Here is a 17,919-nt window from a genome sequence, read left to right on the forward strand (position 1 = left end):
GCTGTATGGGATACGGTCAGATCAAGAAGTCGTCGAACGGAGAGTCGTGGATCACATAGATCGTGCGCTGCTGGCGCGGCTCCAGCAGGACGCCACCCAGTCCTACGCCGCCCTCGGGCAGGCGGTCGGCCTGTCCGCGGGCGCCGCCCACGAGCGCGTGCGCAAGCTGCGGGAGGCGGGCGTCATCCGGCGCACCACGATCGAGGTGGACCCGGCGGCGCTCGGCAGCGGCGTCCTGGCGTACGTGATGGTCGACTCGACCGCCTGGATGGGCGATTCGGCCCAGGACTTCGCGGCGCTGCCCGAGATCGTCGAGGCGCATGTCATCGCCGGGACCGCCTCGGTGCTGGTGAAGGTGAGGACCGCGACCACGGAGCAGCTCCAGGACGTGCTGCGCCGGATCTTCGCGATCGACGGGGTCAGCGGAACGCAGGCCACGGTGGTTCTGGAGACCTTCTTCGAGCGGCCGGTCTCGCCGGGGGCCGACTGAGTCCCGCCCGCGGCCCGGCGGGGCGCCGGGCCGCGGGCGGTCTACGACTCGCGGGGGAGGCGGGGAAGGAAGGCGGGCCGGATGTCGGGGTCCACGGGGTCGTAGTACCGGTGGAAGACGGAGGTCGCGGAGCCCGATATCGGCGGGACGATCCAGCTCCAGTCGGCGGGGGTGGACCGGCCGTGGCGGCTCTCCTGGTCGATGTGGCGCAGGAAGCGCTCGGACTCGGTGTGATGGTCGGCCATCGTCACCCCGGCCTCCTGGAAGGAGTGCAGCACCGCCACGTTGAGTTCGACCAGCGCCCGGTCGCGCCACAGCGTGCGCTCGGAGGACCGGTCGAGGCCCAGCCTGTCCGCCACCTCGGGCAGCAGGTCGTAGCGCTCGGTGTCGGCGAGGTTGCGGGCGCCTATCTCCGTCCCCATGTACCAGCCGTTGAACGGGGCCGCCTGGTACCGCACGCCGCCGATCTCCAGCGTCATGTCACTGATGGCCGGCACCGTGTACCAGCGAAGCCCCAGCTCCGCGAACCACGGGTGGTCGGGGTGGCTGAGCGGGACTTCCCGTACGGCGTCGTCCGGCAGCTCGTACCAGTGGGGGCGCGCGCCGGGGCGTTCCCGCACCATCAACGGGAGCGTCTGGAAGGCCCCTTCGTTCCGCTTCCAGCCCAGCCCGCGGGCGCGGTCCGTCAGTGCCGCGCTGCGTGGATCGCCCACCCAGCGGCCCTCGGCGGTGCGGTGGCCCGCGTACCGCACCAGCTGGTCGTTGACGATCCGGGCCCCCGGCCGGCCCGGCCGGTCGGGCGCGAAGACGGAGATGACCGGCCGGATCCGCCCGCCGTTGCCGGCGAGCCGCAGGTGCTCGAAGCACTCGGCGGCGATGTCGTCGGCGGCCACCACGTGCCGCAGGTCCCGCACCACCAGGCTGCGCCAGTAGAGCCTCCCGATGCACCGGGCCGCGTTCCGCCAGGCGACCCGGGCGCCGAAGGCGAGCTCGGCGGGGGAGTGCTCGTAGGTCCCGGTCCGGTCGATCTCGTCCAGCACGGCCCGGACCCTGGCCTCGACGTCCCCCTCGTGAGGCTGCTCGAAGTGGAACTGCCGGATGAACACCTCGGCCTGCTGCCGGTCGACGAACGCGGGCGGGCCCGTCGGCCCCGCCGTGCGCCCCGGCCCCAGGGGGGTGCGGTGCGCGGCTGCCGGGGCGTCATGCCCCGCGGCGGACGCGTACGGACAGGCCTCGACGACGGGTGCGGACTTGCGGCGGCGACTCAGACTGAAGACCAAGGTGTTCCCTCCCGAGCATATGACTACCGCATGGAACCGAGCGGGTGTGGAGAGTAGTCATTTCGGTCCTGGGGAGGGCCGCTGCGATCTCCTCGAGCGGCAGCTGGACGCCGTGGAGCAGTCCCCTATCGCTGCGCTGCCGGGGACGCCGCAGGCCATGCCCAAGATCCTCATCGTCGACGATCAGCCGGACAACCTGCTGGCGATGACTGCGGTCCTGGCGACACTCGACCAGGAGCTCGTCACCGTCTCCTCCGGCCGGGAAGCCCTCAAGGCCTTGCTCGACCACGACGACTTCGCTGTCATCATCATGGACGTGCAGATGCCGGAGATGGACGGCTACGAGACCTGCGCACACATCAAGCGCCGCCCGCGGACACGTGACGTGCCCATCATCTTTCTCACCGCCATGGGCGTGGACTCCGAGCACTCAGCCCGCGGCTACTCGGCCGGCGCGGTCGACTACATCAGCAAGCCCTTCGACCCGTGGGCGTTGCGTGCCAAAGTCACCGTGTTCACCTCCATCTACCTGGAACGATTCAGCGCATAGAGGAGGCAGTGGGCAAGCGTCGACCGGCCCCCGTACCGGGGCTGGTCGCGCCTGCGAGGCACCGCACGAAGAGTAAAACGATCAGGCTTATGCGCACGCTGGCCAGGTTGAGACGAGCGGGCGGTCCAGGCCCGGTGGGGGCTGCCGAGCGCGTAGGTTCGCGTAGCGCCGTGGCGTGCATTCGGCCAGGTGCGGTTGAGAACGACGTGGGCCTCGTCGTGCACGCACGGCGAGGCCCACAGGGTGTCAGCTCGTGAAGTAGCCGGAGACGTCGGCGAGGAGGTCGAGGGATCCGGCGTGGTTGTAGAAGTTGATCTTCCCGTTGATGACCGGCACAACGACGAGGTTGGGGCTGGCCTGGCCTGCAGCAACGTTCAGGTTAGAGGCGCTGGTGCGAGTCGTCCCACCTCGCCGGCCGCAGGTCCGGGCCGACCAGCCGTGGTCACATCGCCCGTCCGCACGCCTGCCCTCTTGGTCCTCAATACCGAAACGAGTTGACCGGCTCGTTCCTGCGGTATGACCGCTCAACACGGGTTGCGCTGATGACGATCGGGATGGACCGGACAGTTTTGTGATGGATCCGGACAACAGCCGTGCTTCGCCTGCTGTTTTGGATCAAACATTCGGTAGATCTTGATGTCGCGGCCTGCCGAGAGGCTGGCCCACGACCGCGACGGACCGCACGTTCCTTGGGGGAACCATCAACAGCTCCATACGACTTCGCCGCTTACGTGCTTCTCTGCTATCCGCGCTGACGGCGATCGCCCTCTTGCCACTCGCCCCGACCGCCGCCGCATCAGCAGCCGTGGAATCCGATCCTGGGCAGGCCCGTACTTACATGGTCCCTGCGGGTGAACCCCTTCCCTCCCTGTCAGACCTCCACGAGGGGGCCGAACAGAGGCTGGCAGCAGCCGAGGCCGCCACCGATGCGACGACGCCACTGGAAGTGGTCGGCCCCGCGGCCGCGTACGGGGAGAAGGCCACAGTCCCTGCCTCGACCCCCACTCCCGCTCCCGGCGCGCTGGCACCCAGGGCACAGGCCGCCCCGGCTGCTGTGTCGTATCCGGAACCGGCCCGGACCATGTCGCTGGCCGAGTGCAAGGCGAACATGGCCGGCGCCGCGAAGTTCTACCTCAAGTCCCGCTTCGCTGTCTGCACAGCCCTTCAGGTCACCACCGTCTGGGCCAAGCAGGAAGGGCAGGTCGGCACCAGCTCCTACACCGTGTACGTCCGAGGCACGGTTCCCAAGGAAGCCGACCGCACGATGTTCTTCGAGTACGACCTCACCGACTTCATCTCCGTCGGCAGCACCGGCGCCGCCGGTATGCGCATCGGCCTTAAGGGCGTCGTACCCCAGAACTGGCCGGCAGCAGCAAAGCCGGTGCTCAGCAACACGCTTCCCGTCACCAAGACTCTGCCGCAGATGCAGGCCAGCCCCCACTACACCCACACGCTTCGCTACGCGCCCGGTCAGGGCAGCGGCGCGGGTGCAGCAGACCTCATCGCGGCCGTCTACCAGCCCGAGATCGTCAACACCATGCCCCCGGGGTGGGTGGGGCCGAGCCCTGTGACGGGTAAGCCGTTCATGTTCGCCCCCCGCTGGGACGCTGCTTCATACCTGCGCAACTCCACCGGCGGCGGCAACCCCGCGAACAAGGGCGGCGCCGCATTCAGCATGATGGCCACCCTCGAGTACAGCTCTCAGCCCGGAGCCCCGGAGCAGGCCGTGGCCGAACACATCAAGCAGGCCTTCACCAACCCTGGCGCGACCAAGCCGCTGAACGCGCTGAAGAACGTGCCGGGCGACAACCTGAAGGAACCCCTGCACCGCCTGTTCCTCGACCAGAGGCGCCGGGACCGCAACCGCGCCGTCGCAGTCCGCGAGTGCACGCGCGCCTGGGGCGCGAACTACACCGACGGAGGAAAGGAATGCGACGAATTCCCCTTCGCCACCACCTATGAAGGTTCCGCCGCCTCCGAGTTCGACGTGCACGTCGAGAAGAACAACTTCTCCGTCATGCCCGTCCCCGGCGCCCAGAACGGTGCTGCTGGCAACCTGCTGAGCGGCTTCTACAACGCCAACCGGATCATCGACGGCATGGAAGACGGCTTCATCGTCAAGATCAACTGAGCTCCAGCGGGCCCGGCGCGACGTCGCGCCGGGCCCGCGATTCGGTCAGCCCTTCGGCCAGAAATCGATGACGTACTTCTCCACACCGTAGGCGACGCCCTCGGTCTGCGTCACGCGCGCGACCTCGGCCCGCCCCATGCACCCCACACGCACCCGCCACCAGCCCGGTGCGCCGAGCCGGATCAGATGGTCCGACCGGCCCAGGGTCGTCGTCCACACCGCGACATCCCCGGAGGTCGTCTCGAAGTCGACCTCGCCGAACTCATCCCACTTGACCGGATCGGCAGCGGGCTCGGCATCCCAGATCCTGACGGTAACCGCTGCGGTATGGGTATGGCCGCCGCTGAACAGGTCGAAGCGGCGCTCGTGCTGGGCCAGGAACACACCCCACTCATAACCGTCCCCGAACGGCACGGGCACCACAGTGTCGTCGGACTCCTGGAACCCAAAACCCCGAAACGCCACCTCCACGTCCAGCAGGTCCTGCCGCACTAAATCGGCCACGACGCCTCTCCTCCGTTCCCAGGCCCGTCATCAGCCGGGCCAGCTCTCGGCACTATAGGCACGCAAACCGCTACACACCCTGAACGGCTTGATCCCCGACTGAATCCGATCCTTGGCTCCAGTGTTCCGCCGGGCGGGAAGGACCCCGTCGCCCGCTCAAGGATGCGTTCAGGTCAGGACGTTTCGATGAGCTGGGCCCGGACGTCACGCAGGGTGCGTTCGGAAAGCGTCCACAGGCCCAGATGACCGTTCACGAAGACGGGCTGCGGCAAAGGACGCACATCACGCAGTACCCAGTGCCAGAAACCGATCATGCCCCAGGGCGCACAGCAGCCGCCGGCGGAGAACTGGTGACAAGAGTCGAGAACCCCCGCGCCGATGATGGCGCCCCGTACGTCCGGAGCGTAGTCCAGGCCCAGGTCGGCCGACGTCACCTCCGACGCATGTGAGGCCTTCGCCGCGTGAATGAGGACCGTGGTCCCCAAGTGCATGGCCGAGAGCGGCCGAAGCCGGTTCTCGGTCGTCTTGCCGCCCCAGACAATGGCATCGGCATACGGCTGGCGAACGGTCAGTGCCCTCATACCTCTGCTCCCCTTGACTCTTTGGGAGACCAATCCTTTCCGGCCTCGGCATCTCGTCCCCAGTAGATGCGGAGAAGACCTACTCGTACAGGCCAGAGCCGTCTGCGTTTGAGGCGAAGCTGGCTCCGCTTCTTCGACCTCTCGCTACGCGCCGAGGGGCGGGGTCGCCTGCCGGTCAGGGGCTCATGGTCCACTGTCGGGCTGTGGGGGAACGCTTGTCGGTGTACATGTGAACGTGCCCAGTCATGTACGGATGAACGTGCCCACTTGCTGACGTAGCGAGGATGGCCACTACCTTCGGATCCAGCTCTTGCTTGCACACCCCTGCCCCTCTGCTTCCTCCCGCCGGGCGGCAGGATGGGCGGATGGCAATGAGCGAGACGGAACTGCTGGCCCTCCTGCGCGAACTCGACGACCCCGAACGGCTGGAACAGCCGTTTCACTACGACCGCGCCGCGACCGGCCTCGCGTTCGGCGAGCTGGTCCGCCGGCTCGAAGCGGACTTCGGAGCCCCGTGCGAGTCCGAGCGGGACACCCAGGACTCCAGTGAGTACGGGCGCATCCACGTGCCCGCGGACGCGACGATCTGCGGAACGCGGATCGTGGTCTGTGTAAGCAAGTTCGGCTCCCTCGCCGAGGTATGCGCCGACAATCCGGGGGCCTACCTCGGCACGGACGAAGCCCATGAGGAGGGCGCGCTAGACCCCGCCGACCTCGCCACAGTGGAGCATGCTCTGACCGAACTCGGCTATGTGAGCGTCCCCGAAGAACTGCTGGAAAGCGACTACGAGGGCCCCAGCGCGCTGGAGCACTTCGCAGCGCGGCCCACGTGGTGGACGCGGTTCTTCGGCCTCTGGTGATCCGTCCACCGAGCCTAGCGAACAGCCTGTCATCTCGCTGAGCACGTTCATCCGTACGTCACTGAGCACATTTTCGAGTACGGCGACAACGCTGGCTCTACTGAGTGTTGGCTGCCTGCCATGCGTCGAGGATCTCGATGGGGATGCGGCCGCGGTCGGGGACCTCGTAGCCGTGGTCACGTGCCCAGGCTCGGATGTCGCTTGAGGATGCCATGGTGCTGCTCGGCTGAGGCTGCTCGGCGGTGGGGTTGGCAGCGGGTGTCAGGGGTGTGAAGAACGTGCCGTGGTCAAGGAGGCTGCTGGGGAAGACGGGGACGATCTCGCGGCCGGATAGGACAGCGGTGAGGAAGTCGGCCAGGGTGCCGTCATAGCTGTGCCACCGGAAGCTGCGGGCCTGGTTGACGGCGACAGTCCATGCATCGGGGCTGGTCGCTGGGCGGGTTACCCAGAAGAGGTACTCGCCGTTGTCGGTGACCGCCATGGGAAACAGCTCCTGGGGGTCAGCGGGGAGCGGCGGGGTGTCCTGCTCATGTTCCTGCTGGAGTTGGGCGCGGATCGTGGATGGCATGGGGCCGGTGAGGCTGGTCCAGGTCGTGTGTGCGTGGGGGTGGTAGAGGTGGAGGAACCCGCAGAACGTTCCTGGTCCGTAGGTGTCGGCGATCTGCTTGTAGTCCGTCGGGAGCGGCATGCCGAGTTGTTGCTCGACGGCCGGCCAGTCCGTGTACGTCGTGGTGGGCGGCGATGGGGGTGGGCAGGTGGTGATGAGGCGGTCGATGCTGGTCATGGAAGCAGTCCTCGGCGGTGGCGCTGTTGCTGGCCGTGAGCGGGGTTGGTGAGCTGTTTGTCGAAGATCAGGTTGCCATGGTGGTCGTGGGCTTCGAGCTGGATGTACTTCGGCACGGAGTCGGGCAGGTCGTCGGTGTAGTCGAGGTAGACGTTGTAGGTGACGATCTTTCCGCCGTCGACGGCGCGGTAGACCTGGTCTTCCCAGTGCCGCATGTCGGGGCTGTTGGTGGGGTTCTGGGTGATGGTGAAGAGGTTGTCGAGGGTGTCGCCTGAGCCGCCGAGCCGGTTGGCGAGCATGTGTCCGCGTGCCTGGTTGTAGTCGCCGCCGAGGAAGCCTGGCGGGCGGAGGTTGCCGTTGGCGTCGGTTCCTTCGTCGAGCATGTCTCGGGCGATGATGGCGTTCATCTCGTAGGGGCGGCCGTGGGCGTCGCGGGTGAAGGTGACGCGGCCTCCCCAGGTGGGGTCAGCTGAGCAGCCGGCCAGGCCGAGGGGGTCGCTGAGGGTGAAGGGGTTGGGGACGTAGGCGTAGTGGTTGATGGCCGGGGCGAGGCCGAGTGGGTCGGGGGTGAGGTACCGGCCCTGGTGGGGGTCGTAGTAGCGGTTGGCGTTGTAGTGGAGGCCAGTCTCGGGGTCAAAGTACTGTCCGGGCTGGCGTAGCGGGGTGTAGGCGGTGGCGTCGCGGTTCCATTGGGTGACGCCCCATGCGGTTGTGCGGGCTTGCCAGGCAGTGTCACCGTCGGGTGTGAGCAGGTCGCTGGGGCTCCCGGTGAGGTCGGCGATGATCGCGAAGAACCGGCGGTCGGTGTCCTCTTGGGTGGCTCCGCGTGCTTCGCGTTGTGCGAGGGGCTGCAGGCCGAGGTAGTCCCAGGTGAGGGTGGTTGTGCCGTCGTACTGTTCGGCGATCTGCCCGCCGTCCCAGGTGTAGGTGACGAGAGCCGGGGTGCGGCCGTCTGCAGTGGTCTGCTGTTTGCTGATGCGGCGGCCGAAGGCGTCGTAGTGGTAGTGCCACTGGTCGCCGGTGGGGGTGGTGACGCGGGTGAGGCGGTCTTCGGCGTTCCAGGTGTAGTGCCAGGTCAAGGTCTTGCCGCTGAGGGTGCGGGTCTGGCGTTGAGTGATGCGGCCCTGGGCGTCGTAAGTGAATGTGGTGCGGCCAGCTTGGGTGAGGCGGCTTCCGGTGTAGGTGTGATCGCCTGCGCTTTCCTGGCCGGGGGCGTGGGGCGGGAGGGCGCTGTGGGCGAGGTCGCCGGCAGTGTTGTAGGCGTACTGTTCGCGCCAGCCATCTGCGTCGACAGCGGTGATCCGGCTGGCCGGGTCGAGGGTGTACGTCCGGGTGCCGGTGCGGCTGTCGTGGAGCTGTATGGGGGTTCCGTCAGCCTGGTAGGTGGCGGTGCGGTCCAGGATCTGGGTGAGGTCGTGGGCCGCGGTCTGGCTCGTGATGCGGCCGACCGGGTCCCAGGAGTGCTGCAGGGTGAGGGATCCCAGGGTTCGGCTGGTTTCCCTGCCCAGGGAATCACGTGTGAAACGGAAGGTGTGGTCGCCGGCCTGGTATCGGGCGATCCCGTTGGTGGTGTAGTCGATGAGGGAGGCGGCGCCGGAGGGGGTGCGACGGTAGGTGGGCCGGCCCATCGCGTCGTAGGCGTGGGTGAGGGTGCGTCCGTTGACCGTTTCGGACACGGTCCGGCCCGCTGCGTCGCGCTCGAAGGTGATGTCGGCGTGCTGGTTGGTGGCGCGTACCAGGTAGCCGGAAGCGTCGTAGGTGAAGGTGGCCGCGGTGCCGTCGTCGTGGGCGAGACGGATGACGCGGCCCAGTGGGTCACGCTCGTAGGTCAGGCTCTGTCCCGCGGCGTTGGTGCGGCGGGTGACGCGGCCCAGTGGGTCGCGCTCGTAGGTCAGCGTGCGGCCGTCGAAGTCGGTCTCGGCGATGAGCCGGCCGGCTGCGTCATAGGTGTAGCGCCATTCGAGGCCTTGCGCGTTGGTGACCTTGGCCAGGCGCAGTTCGGTGTCGTGGGTGAAGTGGTGGTCGGCTCCGTCTGCGGTGTGGGTGCCGGAGCGCAGGTCGAAGTGGGTGGCTGTGTGGGTGGTGGTGCGGCCCATCCGGTCGGTGTGGGTGGTGAGGTTGCCTTCCGGGTCCCAGGTCCACTGCTCGCAGGTGCCGTCGGGTAGTTCCCGCCAGGAGGGGCGGCCCTCGGTGGTCCAGCCTTGTTTCAGGGTGCCGCCCAGTGCGTCTGTGGCGGTGATGACCCGGCCGAAGGGGTCTCTGGTGAAGACGGCGGTGGCTCCGTCGGGAGCGGTGATCTGCACCGGCAGGCCCGCGCGGTCGGTACGTATCGTGGTCCGGCCACCGGCTGCGTTGACGACGCCGGTCAGATGTCCGTGGTCGTTGTGCGTGTAGTGGGTGGTTTCGCCGTCCGCTTCGACGGCGGTGAGGAGGTTGCCTCGCTCGTCGTAGGTGAAGCGGCTCGTGATGCCGCCGCGTTCGGTGATTGCGACGGGCTGGTGAAGGTCGTTGTAGGCGGCTGTGGTGCGGACTCCGTCAGTAGCGGTCATGGCGACGAGGTCGCCGTTGTCGTTCCGCTCGAAGTGGGTGGTGCGGCCGGTCGCGTCGGTCTGGGTGAGCAGCTCATCGCGGGTGTCGAACGTGAAGCGGCTGGTGTGGCCGAGAGGGTCTGTCTCGGCGACGACCTGCAGCGCTTCGTTCATCTGGAAGAGGGTCGTGGCGCCGGTGGAATTGGTGTAGCGGGTGAGGGGATGTCCGGTCTCGGGATGGGTGTCGTAGGCGAACGTCGACGACAGGAACCCGTCGGGCCCGACTGTGGCCTTCACTCGGCCGGCCAAGTCGTAGACATAGCGGAAGGTTGAGTCGTTGCGGTCGGTCCACGAGGTGATCCGCCCATCACTGTCGTAGGTCAGGCGCAGCGGAAGGGCGGAGTCGTTGAAGATCTCCGACAGCAGGCCCGCGTCGTCGTACCCGTAGCGGCGGATCTCGACCAGGCCGTCGGGCGTATGCAGGTGCAGGACGGTCACCCGGCCGGCCTCGGTGGTGACGCGGGCGGTGTATCCGCCGGTGTGAGTCACCGCGGTCGGTGCGCCGTCGGGCCGGCGGGAGAGGGTGATCCGGTTGTTGTTGCGGTCTTCGATGCCCGTCAGCCAGTACGCGGTCGATGCACGGTAGGGGCTGCCCGTGAAGAACCGGGTCAAGCCGGTTCGGTGGTCGGTGACACGGTAGGTCGTCTCATCATCGCGCTGGCTGTGCCGGGCGAGCTCGAGCTGTGGTCCCTCCAGTGGGGCCACCGGCTCGCCATCGTCCTGAGGCAGGCCTGGGTAGACGAGAAGGGAGCCGTCCTGGCGTGCCCAGACGGCGCCGGGCGATGCCAGGTCGAGTTCGATGCGCTCGTCCAGTGTGGAGGCCCAGCTGTGGCCGTACCAGTATCCGAAGCGGTATCCGGACAGGTGGGTTCGGCGTAGGACGAGGGGCAGGACTCCTGGCAGGGACAGGTCTGTGTGCGTGAGGATCATCTCGCCGGTCGCCACGTCGACCGGGTCGTTCTCGCACCGCTTCTTCGTTTCGGGGATCGCGTGCCGGCGCGGATCGTCCTTCGCTCCGTTCAGCGCCTTCGGGGGCTTCCTGCCATTGTCTTCTCCTCTGCCATCACGTCGGGGGCCGCCGCCGTTGCGACCACTGCTGCTGTCGTGGTCGCCTTTTCGCTGGCGGGCGAAGCGGTCACGCAGGTCGTCATCCGTGTTCTTGTGGTCAACGGAGATCTGCTTGACCACCTTGGGCAAGGTCTGACCCACGTGGTCGCCCATGGTCTTCGCGGCCTTGGTGAGAGCCTCGAGTGCCTTGTCCGCGACGGGGTCGATCGCATCGGCGATCGAATCCTTGCCGCGGGCACGACCGTGCGCGGTCTTCGCTTTGGCGAGCTTGCCGGCCGTCTTGCCGTGGATGCCGACACTGACCGTGTTGAGCTGGGTAGAGGCGTGGTCGTGCTCGTCGTGCTCGATGTGCAGGTTCTTCAACCCGCTGCCAGGCCCCTTGCCACCGCCGCCGCCTGCGGACGCCAGGTGCATCGCGTCCTTGCCGGACTGGACGCCGTCCTTGAAGCCTTCCTTTCCGGCGTCCTTGGCCTGGTCGAGATCCACCCCGTCCTGCAGGCCGATCGCAACCGCCCCAAGCTGGACGACGAGGTCGGCGGCCATTCCTTCTAGGGCTGCGACCGCTGGCTCCGTCATCGCCGAGACGATGTACCCGACTACCTCCTCCGCGCACTCCTTGATCAGCCGCTTGACCGCCTCCTGGGTGAGGCGGATAGCGGTGCCGCCGAGCAACATCGACAGACCACCAGTGACAGGGATGAGCGCCAGCGAGATTCCCGCTTCGCCGGCCAGCCACGTCAACTGGCCCATGGCCAGGCCCTTCATCGTGGTGATCGCCGTCGCCGCGGTGTCCAGCGCACCGGCGATCGTGCGGGCCGCGCCGGCGATGTCTTTGATGTGCTTGCCCTTGACCTTCTGCCAGTGCTCGTTCAGCGCATCAAGAGACTCGCCCTGCCCGGAAGACAGCAGCCGTTCGAAGTGGTTGTTCGCGAGCTGGCCGTCGTCTTCCAGGTCCTCGGCAAATTCCCTGAGCGCGTCGGCCATGTCGCGGTAGGCGTCCTCGTCGACGTTCGGCCATGCAACGCCGATGATGTCGAGCAGCGTGTCCGCCCAGTCCGGCACCGTCACCGACATGGCCCACTCCCCCATTTGGCCGTTTGCAAGTCCAAAGAGAGATATCACGGAGGGGATCAGTGCAGCTCAACGGCCCGACAGATCAGGCCACCCGCTTGGCTGGCCGCGCTCGCTGGCGCAATGACGAGGGTGCGGGCTGTGCTCTACCGGCCCGCCCCCGCTCTGTGCTGCTTCGCCGCGGGTGCGGGACTCATCGGCTCAGGGCCTGGCGCCCTTGATCTGTTCGTTCGTCAGCCGTATCGGCTGCCCAGATGAGTCGTAGAGACGCGTGACGAAAATACGGAACCCGAGCTCGCGGAACCTCATCTCCGCTTCGTTGGTGTTATGGGGTTCCTGCCCTCCAAGGACGGCACGCATGAGGGGGACGGCCGGGATCAGGCGCGCACCCACGTGAACCATGACCCAGAAGTCGTTGCGGCCATGGGCTGTGTACTCAGGTACATCCAGCGCAGCCACAGCGACATCAGCGCGCGTGATGGGAACGGTGCCCCCAGACTTGATCTTGACCTCGGTCTCAGTCCTGCCGACCACACGCCCACCCCCTTCTTCCGCAAACCGTGCATCCGCTGTCCCAGCAGCTCGGGCCGGCAACTCATGACCACCGGGCTGATCGCGGCCAGCGGGGATCTCAATGACTTTACCGTTGCCCGAACGATCTTGGCGTAGGACCCGGAAGGCAGAGCAAAGTGCCGTCTTGCCACATGAGTGGCTTCAGCGGCCTACCTTGCCATCGACTCCCCGGCTAGCTCGCCGCTATCAGGCTCCCTCCAGGCGTTGTCAGGCCAAGGCTGCTCGGCCTTCCCGCCCCGGAGTGAGGCACGGCCAGCTCTGCGATGGAGGGAGGCACTGCCGCATGATCCTCCCCAGCTGTTGGCCGTCTGGGGCATGCACTGTGTTTGTGTTCGAGCGGGCTTACTCAGCTGGCAGTCATGGTTCGGTGTTGCTGGGCAGACTCGCTAATGGCGATCACGGACCCGTGACGAAGCGCGGATGGTGTGCTGGGCCAGGTGCTCGAGGACGGTGTGATGGGCCTCCCAGCCGTCCGGAACCTTGGTGGCAGGTCCGGGGTACGTAGGGCTGTTGGAGGGGTGGGTTTCAAGGAGCTCGCCGATGCCGGCACGGCCGACGATGATGCAGGCGTGGCGGTGGCGTGAGGTGAGGACGCACAGGCGGCCGGCTTCCAGGTGGAAGGTGGAGGCGTCGCGGCGGCCGGAGAGTGGGTGCAGGACGAGCGTGATTCTACGTTCGCTTCCCTGGAGCTTGTTGGCGGTGTCGACGGTGATGCCGTGAAGTCGGGGGTAGTGGCGGGCCTGGAGGAGGCGGATGTGCTGGACCTGACGCCGGTGGACGGTGCCGATGGCGATGTCGTCGGGGCGCAGGAGGTGTCCCTGGGGGTTGTCCTCGCAAGTGGCGATAGTGCCGCGGACCATGAGTCTTTCGGCGATGTCGAGGATGGCGTGGTGGGCTTCGCTGTCGAGGTGGTGGGTGATGCGTGCCGGCAGTTCGAGCAGGGCCCATCCTGTGCGTGCGGCGTGTTCGATGACCTTGTCGGTGAGAGTGCGCATGCCGGTGACGGTGAAGGTGAGAGTTCGGTCCGTTTCAGCGGTTCCGGCGCGGAAGGGTGTGGAGTAGAAGGCCTCGCTGATCAGGGGGACGGCTGAGGGTGGCAGGCGCCAGGATACGGGCAGTTGGTGGACGGGCACGTCGGGGTTGTTGGCGAGCAGGACGGCGACTGCGCTGCTCACGGGGTCGTGGTGGAGCTGGGCGAAGCGGTCGGTCGTGATGTTGGAGAAGGGATCGAGTTGGCCGGGGTCCCCCACGAAGAGGGTTCTGTCGAATAGGCCGGCGCTCCGCAGGAGCATGTCGGAGCGCATCTGGTAGGCCTCGTCGATGACCGCCCAGGGCCATCGGCGGCCGGTGACTGTGGCCCACTTCATGGCTGTGCCGACGATGACGTCGGCGGTTTGCTCGAGGTCTTCGATACGAGTGCTGATACGGATGCGGGGATGTGTCTGCAGGTCGTCGGGCGCTTCGTGCTCGATTCCGGTGAGGCGGGCGGCGCGCAGGCGGGAGGGGTGCTGGGCGAATCGCCACACGAGTTGGTCGACCTGCGCGTTGGTCTGGGCCATGACGATGCAGGGACCGCTGGTCTTGCTGAGGGTGTCTGCGGCCTGGGCGACGAGAGAGGTCTTGCCAGCGCCGGGCGGAGCTTCCACGACAAGGCCGCGGTGGGTGAGTTGGGGCAGTTGTTCCAGGATGGTGCGGGTGGCTTCATTCGTCTGCTGATGAGCAGGTGACTGGTGCGGTGACATCACTACTCACCGTCGCCGTTCTCATTCGGATGCTCGGGGGGAGGTCCGCCGTGGGTCCAGGGTGTTTGGGCGCGAGTGGGGAATTCGGGCATCCGGTAGTAGTCGGGGGCGAGAGTGAACACGAGCTGGGTACCGGGTTCGGGTAAGACTGTGTCGTTGGGGCGGGCTACGGTTCCCATGCCTGCGGTGATCTCGAGTTCGACGACGGTGGCGTCAGTCGATGGGGTGATCTCGCTGATCTTGTAGCGAGCGTTGCGGTGGGTGTGGCAGGCCAGGAGTTGGCCGGGTTCCATGAGTACGGGGTCCCGGGTGGAAACGGTGAGCCGGGGGCGCCAAAGGGCTCGCCCGGTGAGTCCGCGCCGGAGGTGCTGTGTGTCGACCGTGATGACTGGGCCGGCGAAGGCCTGGCCGCTGGTGCGCAGTTCGGCCCTTACGAAGGGGTCGTCGGCGGCACGTTCGGCGGCAAACAGGGTGTCTGCGTGTTCCATGGTTGCCAGGCGCACGGCTGTGGCGACGGCTTGTTCATGGGCGGGCCGGGGACGTCCGTCCTGGGCCAGGTAGGTGCATTCGTCGGCGAATGCCGTGCGTTCTTGGTCCCAGCGGCGTGCGGTGCTTGGGGCTTCGGGGACGGTTTGAAGGAGAGCGTAGGCGTGCCACATGAGGTCCCAGGTGGGCTGCATGTAGCGGGCCAGCAGGCTGTGGAGTGCCTGCAGGACGGAGGTCTGGTCCTGCCCGCGTGCGTCAGCCTGGAGGAGGGGGGCGAGCTCGTAGTTGTCGAAGGCAGCGTCGGTCGCCGGCCCTGGGGGCCGGTAGGTGGCGGAGGCTTCTGCCTGGTCGGCGGCTTCGCGTCCCGAGGCTGCCTGGCGGGGCGGGTCGATCCAGGCCAGAAGCGTGGCGAGGTCCTCGTCCTCGAGGGGACTTTGGCCAGTGATCCAGTGCATGCCAAGAAAGTCCGTCATGGCAATGAGGGCGGCAGCCCCCGGGATGTCGGCGCGGTCGGTGAGGTAGGTGAACCAGTGTCCGAGGCGCTGGATGGCTCGGGAGCCGGGCATCTCGTTGGTGCGGCGCAGTCTCAGATCGTCACCGAGCTCCTTGAGGTACTCGACGCTCTTTGGGTTGGGAACGAGGATCTGGGGGGCGTCGCCGGTGTGGCGGCAGGTGTCGATGTAGGCAATGACGGTTTGTGCCAGGGCGGCGAGCGTGGGGGCGTTGCTTCCTGAGGGGGGCGCGGTGTGGAGCTGTGGCCGGCAGGGATCGGTGCCCAGCATCACTGCCAGCGGTCGTGCTGCGGGGCCGGTTCGGTTCAGCGCGATGAGCATCAGCGGCCGGTCGCTGAGGTGAAGGTGGCGCAGCCGGCAGGCTGCTTCGGCGCGGCCGGTGGAGGCTGCCCGCGTGCGCAGGAGTGAGGCCAGGAGGCTCATGTGGAGTCTCTCCTGAGTTCGTCGTGGATGCGTTGTGCGTGGCGCAGGGCGTGGGTGATGTCTGTGCGGTCCTCTGTGGGGCGGGTGCGTCCGTCGGCGAGGTGGAGGGCTGCGGTGATGGTGTCGATCCCTGCCAGGTCGTCTTGGGCGGTGGGGCCCAGGGCGCTGAGGTCGCCTCGGTTGCGGGCTTCGGTGCGGCAGTGGGCAGCGAGATCGCAGTGGTGTCGGCAGGTGGGCGTGTAGTGCGGCTTCATGGTGGCGAGCGCGGCGATGAGCTCGTCGCGGGGCCGGGTGGGTGCCGTGTCGGGGCCGGGGGCCAGGTCGCAGGTGGTTCCTGGGGGGAGAGAGTCGAGCAGATCGGGCAGGCGGCGGAGCCGTGCGAGGTGGCGGCTGAGGTGCTTGATCTGCGGGGCGGCGTTGAAGGGTGTTGCGGTGGGGCGACGGGTGAAGTTGCGCGGGTTGATGAGGATTACCGTGTCGGAGACTCGCTCTGGGGGGAGGTTGTCGCCGGCGAGGAGTTCACGCAGGGCCAGGACGTAGGCGGCGGCCTGTGTGAGCGCCGTTGCCGCCTTGATGGGGTCAAACCGCCCGTGGATGACGGGGAAGGATTTGATCTCGACGACGTGGAAGACGCCGTCGCGGTGGAAGGCGATGACATCCGGCTCGAGGTATGCGCGGTGTCCGGCAACGTTCAGACTGAGCACGGGATGGTCGAGCAGGGCGTAGGGCTTGGACCTGTTCTGTGCTGCGCCGAGGATGAGTGTGCTGGTGCGGGTGCAGCGTAGCCCGAGAGGTGATGTGGCGCCGCCGCTGCCGACACTGTTGATGTCCTTGTAGGACACCTCAGGCAGGGATAGCCCAAGGGCTTGGCGGAGCAGCGATACCAGGACGCCTGCACTCTGGTCGGTGACCTGGCGTTCGAAGGCGATGCCGTAGTCGAGGGCGAGCTGGGACTTTCTGAACGGCCGTGGCAGGCCGAGGTGGGCGGCGAGGGCGTCCTTGTCGATGCCGGCTGCATCGAGCAGGGAGCGGCGGTCGCAGCTGGGGTTAACGGTCAGGGCGGCAAGCGTTCGTGCGTTGTGCGGGAGGGGCGGGGCGGCTCCGCGTAACGCGCTCAGTTGTGCGTCGAGCTGGCTCACTGGTTTCCTCGGAGGAACTGGGCGCAGGCCGTGCGGTCGTAGAGGCAGTTCACGCGGTGCGGGACTGGTGGGAAACGCTGCGCAGAGTGTTGCCGAAGTTCTGCTCTGCATCGCTGAGTTTTTCCCGGGCACGCTGGGCTGCTTCGGCGCAGGTGTCAGCGTCGTCGTCTGCGTGGATCTCCAGTTCAGCTGCGGCTGCGCTGCGCAAGGCAGCCAGGTCGAGCGTGCCGTTCGGGGTGCTGTAGCCGTGGACGTTGCGGCTGTAGTGCAGGAGGAGCTGCTGGACGGGTTGTGGTGGCTGGGTGTCACCGATGAGGCGTTCGGCAGCGTCGGCGAGTCGCATGGCAGCGGTGAGGAAGTGGACCCTTTGGGTGAGCGGTCCCACGATGCGTCGCTCCAGCGGCCAGGTACTCAAGGCGAGTAGTGCCCGGGCTGGTGCAAGCAGGTCATAGGTCAGGGCAGAGCAGACGTAGTAGGCGCGGGCGTAGGGAGCGGAACGGAAGGAGCGTTCCTCGTCGCGGCGCAGGGTGGTCAGGCGTGCGGTGTTCAAGGAGCTGGAGAAGAAAGCCCGGTGGACCTGGCTGATGAGTTTGGGGGAAGCGGGCACAGTGAGGAGGGCCAGCGCCTGGTTGACCTGGTCACGGATAGGCAGGTTGCTTCGGATGGGTTTCGGGGCCGCTGGCGGGGTGGGCTCCTGTTGGCCCGTGGCCGGGCTGTCGTCCAGGCCGCACAGCACTTCCCAGGCTCGTTGGGCTCGCCTCAACTCCTGCCGCAGGCTGTCCAGTTGAGCGCTGTCATCGTGTGTGAGCGCCTGCCGGATCGCGTGCTGCAGTTGCTGCATACGTCCCTCGAGTGCAACCAGGTGCTCATGCATCCCCCAATGCTAAGGGCTGTCCCGCCAGCGATCTCCGGATCGTGTCGGGCGTGGTCGGCCACAGTACGGCCCTCCGACTCACCCGATTGACTGCGGTAACGGCCACACCTGCCGAGGGGGCGTCGATCCTGTCCCAGTTGCAAGCCTTCACCGACCAGTGGCACGACAGGGGACGAGCAACTCCTCCAGCAGCACATCGCGGATGCTCGCCAAGTGGCGGGCATCCTGCGGTTCTGCATCGAGAAGGGGCGCCCCGTTGACCT

13 protein-coding genes and 1 pseudogene are annotated in these 17,919 nt (G+C 67.3%); 4 read left to right on the plus strand and 10 right to left on the minus strand.

The window, feature by feature from the left end:
- The first annotated feature begins 46 nt into the window (after positions 1–46).
- Positions 47–490 (plus strand): Lrp/AsnC family transcriptional regulator, encoded by a 444-nt coding sequence (locus ACH414_RS32825; protein ID WP_382540802.1) that lies wholly within the window; start codon positions 47–49, stop codon positions 488–490.
- 41 nt (positions 491–531) lie between these two features.
- On the opposite strand, the gene ACH414_RS32830 is transcribed toward ACH414_RS32825, so the two are convergent.
- Complete coding sequence (locus ACH414_RS32830; RefSeq protein WP_382540800.1) at positions 532–1,770, minus strand: nitric oxide synthase oxygenase; 1,239 nt, start codon at positions 1,768–1,770, stop codon at positions 532–534.
- 73 nt (positions 1,771–1,843) lie between these two features.
- Here ACH414_RS32830 and ACH414_RS32835 point away from each other — a divergent pair.
- Positions 1,844–2,320 (plus strand): annotated as a pseudogene (locus tag ACH414_RS32835) (PleD family two-component system response regulator); the annotation flags it as partial.
- A 1,081-nt stretch (positions 2,321–3,401) separates the two neighbouring features.
- On the plus strand, positions 3,402–4,451 hold the full coding sequence (locus ACH414_RS32840) for a NucA/NucB deoxyribonuclease domain-containing protein (protein ID WP_398944652.1): 1,050 nt from the start codon (positions 3,402–3,404) through the stop codon (positions 4,449–4,451).
- 45 nt (positions 4,452–4,496) lie between these two features.
- On the opposite strand, the gene ACH414_RS32845 is transcribed toward ACH414_RS32840, so the two are convergent.
- Together ACH414_RS32845 and ACH414_RS32850 are read right to left on the minus strand one after the other, a co-directional pair.
- Positions 4,497–4,955, minus strand: a complete 459-nt coding sequence (locus tag ACH414_RS32845; RefSeq protein WP_398944654.1) for a hypothetical protein — start codon at positions 4,953–4,955, stop codon at positions 4,497–4,499.
- 173 nt (positions 4,956–5,128) lie between these two features.
- Positions 5,129–5,536 carry a hypothetical protein gene (locus tag ACH414_RS32850; protein ID WP_398944656.1) on the minus strand — a complete coding sequence of 136 codons (408 nt, stop codon included), beginning with the start codon at positions 5,534–5,536 and terminating at the stop codon, positions 5,129–5,131.
- Between the two features lie 371 nt (positions 5,537–5,907).
- Between ACH414_RS32850 and ACH414_RS32855 the strand changes: the two genes are divergently transcribed.
- Complete coding sequence (locus ACH414_RS32855) at positions 5,908–6,396, plus strand: hypothetical protein (protein WP_398944657.1); 489 nt, start codon at positions 5,908–5,910, stop codon at positions 6,394–6,396.
- A 97-nt stretch (positions 6,397–6,493) separates the two neighbouring features.
- On the opposite strand, the gene ACH414_RS32860 is transcribed toward ACH414_RS32855, so the two are convergent.
- From ACH414_RS32860 to ACH414_RS32890, 7 genes are all read right to left on the minus strand, one after another.
- Complete coding sequence (locus tag ACH414_RS32860; RefSeq protein ID WP_398944659.1) at positions 6,494–7,180, minus strand: histone-like nucleoid-structuring protein Lsr2; 687 nt, start codon at positions 7,178–7,180, stop codon at positions 6,494–6,496.
- Complete coding sequence (locus ACH414_RS32865) at positions 7,177–11,910, minus strand: RHS repeat-associated core domain-containing protein (protein ID WP_398944661.1); 4,734 nt, start codon at positions 11,908–11,910, stop codon at positions 7,177–7,179. Before ACH414_RS32865 ends, ACH414_RS32860 begins: the two co-directional genes overlap by 4 nt.
- A gap of 198 nt (positions 11,911–12,108) precedes the next feature.
- The gene (locus ACH414_RS32870) at positions 12,109–12,441 is read right to left on the minus strand and encodes a hypothetical protein (protein ID WP_398944663.1); all 333 of its coding nucleotides are present in this window, start codon (positions 12,439–12,441) and stop codon (positions 12,109–12,111) included.
- 425 nt (positions 12,442–12,866) lie between these two features.
- Positions 12,867–14,222, minus strand: a complete 1,356-nt coding sequence (locus tag ACH414_RS32875) for an AAA domain-containing protein (RefSeq protein WP_398944665.1) — start codon at positions 14,220–14,222, stop codon at positions 12,867–12,869.
- A gap of 2 nt (positions 14,223–14,224) precedes the next feature.
- Entirely contained in the window at positions 14,225–15,643 is a 1,419-nt protein-coding gene (locus ACH414_RS32880) for a hypothetical protein (RefSeq protein WP_398944667.1), read from the minus strand.
- Entirely contained in the window at positions 15,640–16,782 is a 1,143-nt protein-coding gene (locus tag ACH414_RS32885) for a hypothetical protein (RefSeq protein WP_398944669.1), read from the minus strand. The genes ACH414_RS32880 and ACH414_RS32885 overlap by 4 nt, the downstream gene beginning before the upstream one ends.
- 49 nt (positions 16,783–16,831) lie before the next feature.
- Entirely contained in the window at positions 16,832–17,656 is an 825-nt protein-coding gene (locus ACH414_RS32890) for a hypothetical protein (protein WP_398944670.1), read from the minus strand.
- Positions 17,657–17,919: the final 263 nt, after the last annotated feature.

The organism is Streptomyces sp. NPDC020422 (genome assembly GCF_044386705.1).
Taxonomy (GTDB): Bacteria; Actinomycetota; Actinomycetes; order Streptomycetales; family Streptomycetaceae; genus Streptomyces.

Excerpts from the sequence above, each read along its gene's own strand:
- ACH414_RS32840 (WP_398944652.1), top strand. The coding sequence starts at position 3,402 with ATGTCGCTGGCCGAGTGCAAGGCGAACATGGCCGGCGCCGCGAAGTTC.
- ACH414_RS32850 (WP_398944656.1), bottom strand. The coding sequence starts at position 5,536 with ATGAGGGCACTGACCGTTCGCCAGCCGTATGCCGATGCCATTGTCTGG.
- ACH414_RS32855 (WP_398944657.1), top strand. The coding sequence starts at position 5,908 with ATGAGCGAGACGGAACTGCTGGCCCTCCTGCGCGAACTCGACGACCCC.
- ACH414_RS32860 (WP_398944659.1), bottom strand. The coding sequence starts at position 7,180 with ATGACCAGCATCGACCGCCTCATCACCACCTGCCCACCCCCATCGCCG.
- ACH414_RS32865 (WP_398944661.1), bottom strand. The coding sequence starts at position 11,910 with ATGTCGGTGACGGTGCCGGACTGGGCGGACACGCTGCTCGACATCATC.
- ACH414_RS32875 (WP_398944665.1), bottom strand. The coding sequence starts at position 14,222 with ATGTCACCGCACCAGTCACCTGCTCATCAGCAGACGAATGAAGCCACC.
- ACH414_RS32880 (WP_398944667.1), bottom strand. The coding sequence starts at position 15,643 with ATGAGCCTCCTGGCCTCACTCCTGCGCACGCGGGCAGCCTCCACCGGC.
- ACH414_RS32890 (WP_398944670.1), bottom strand. The coding sequence starts at position 17,656 with ATGCATGAGCACCTGGTTGCACTCGAGGGACGTATGCAGCAACTGCAG.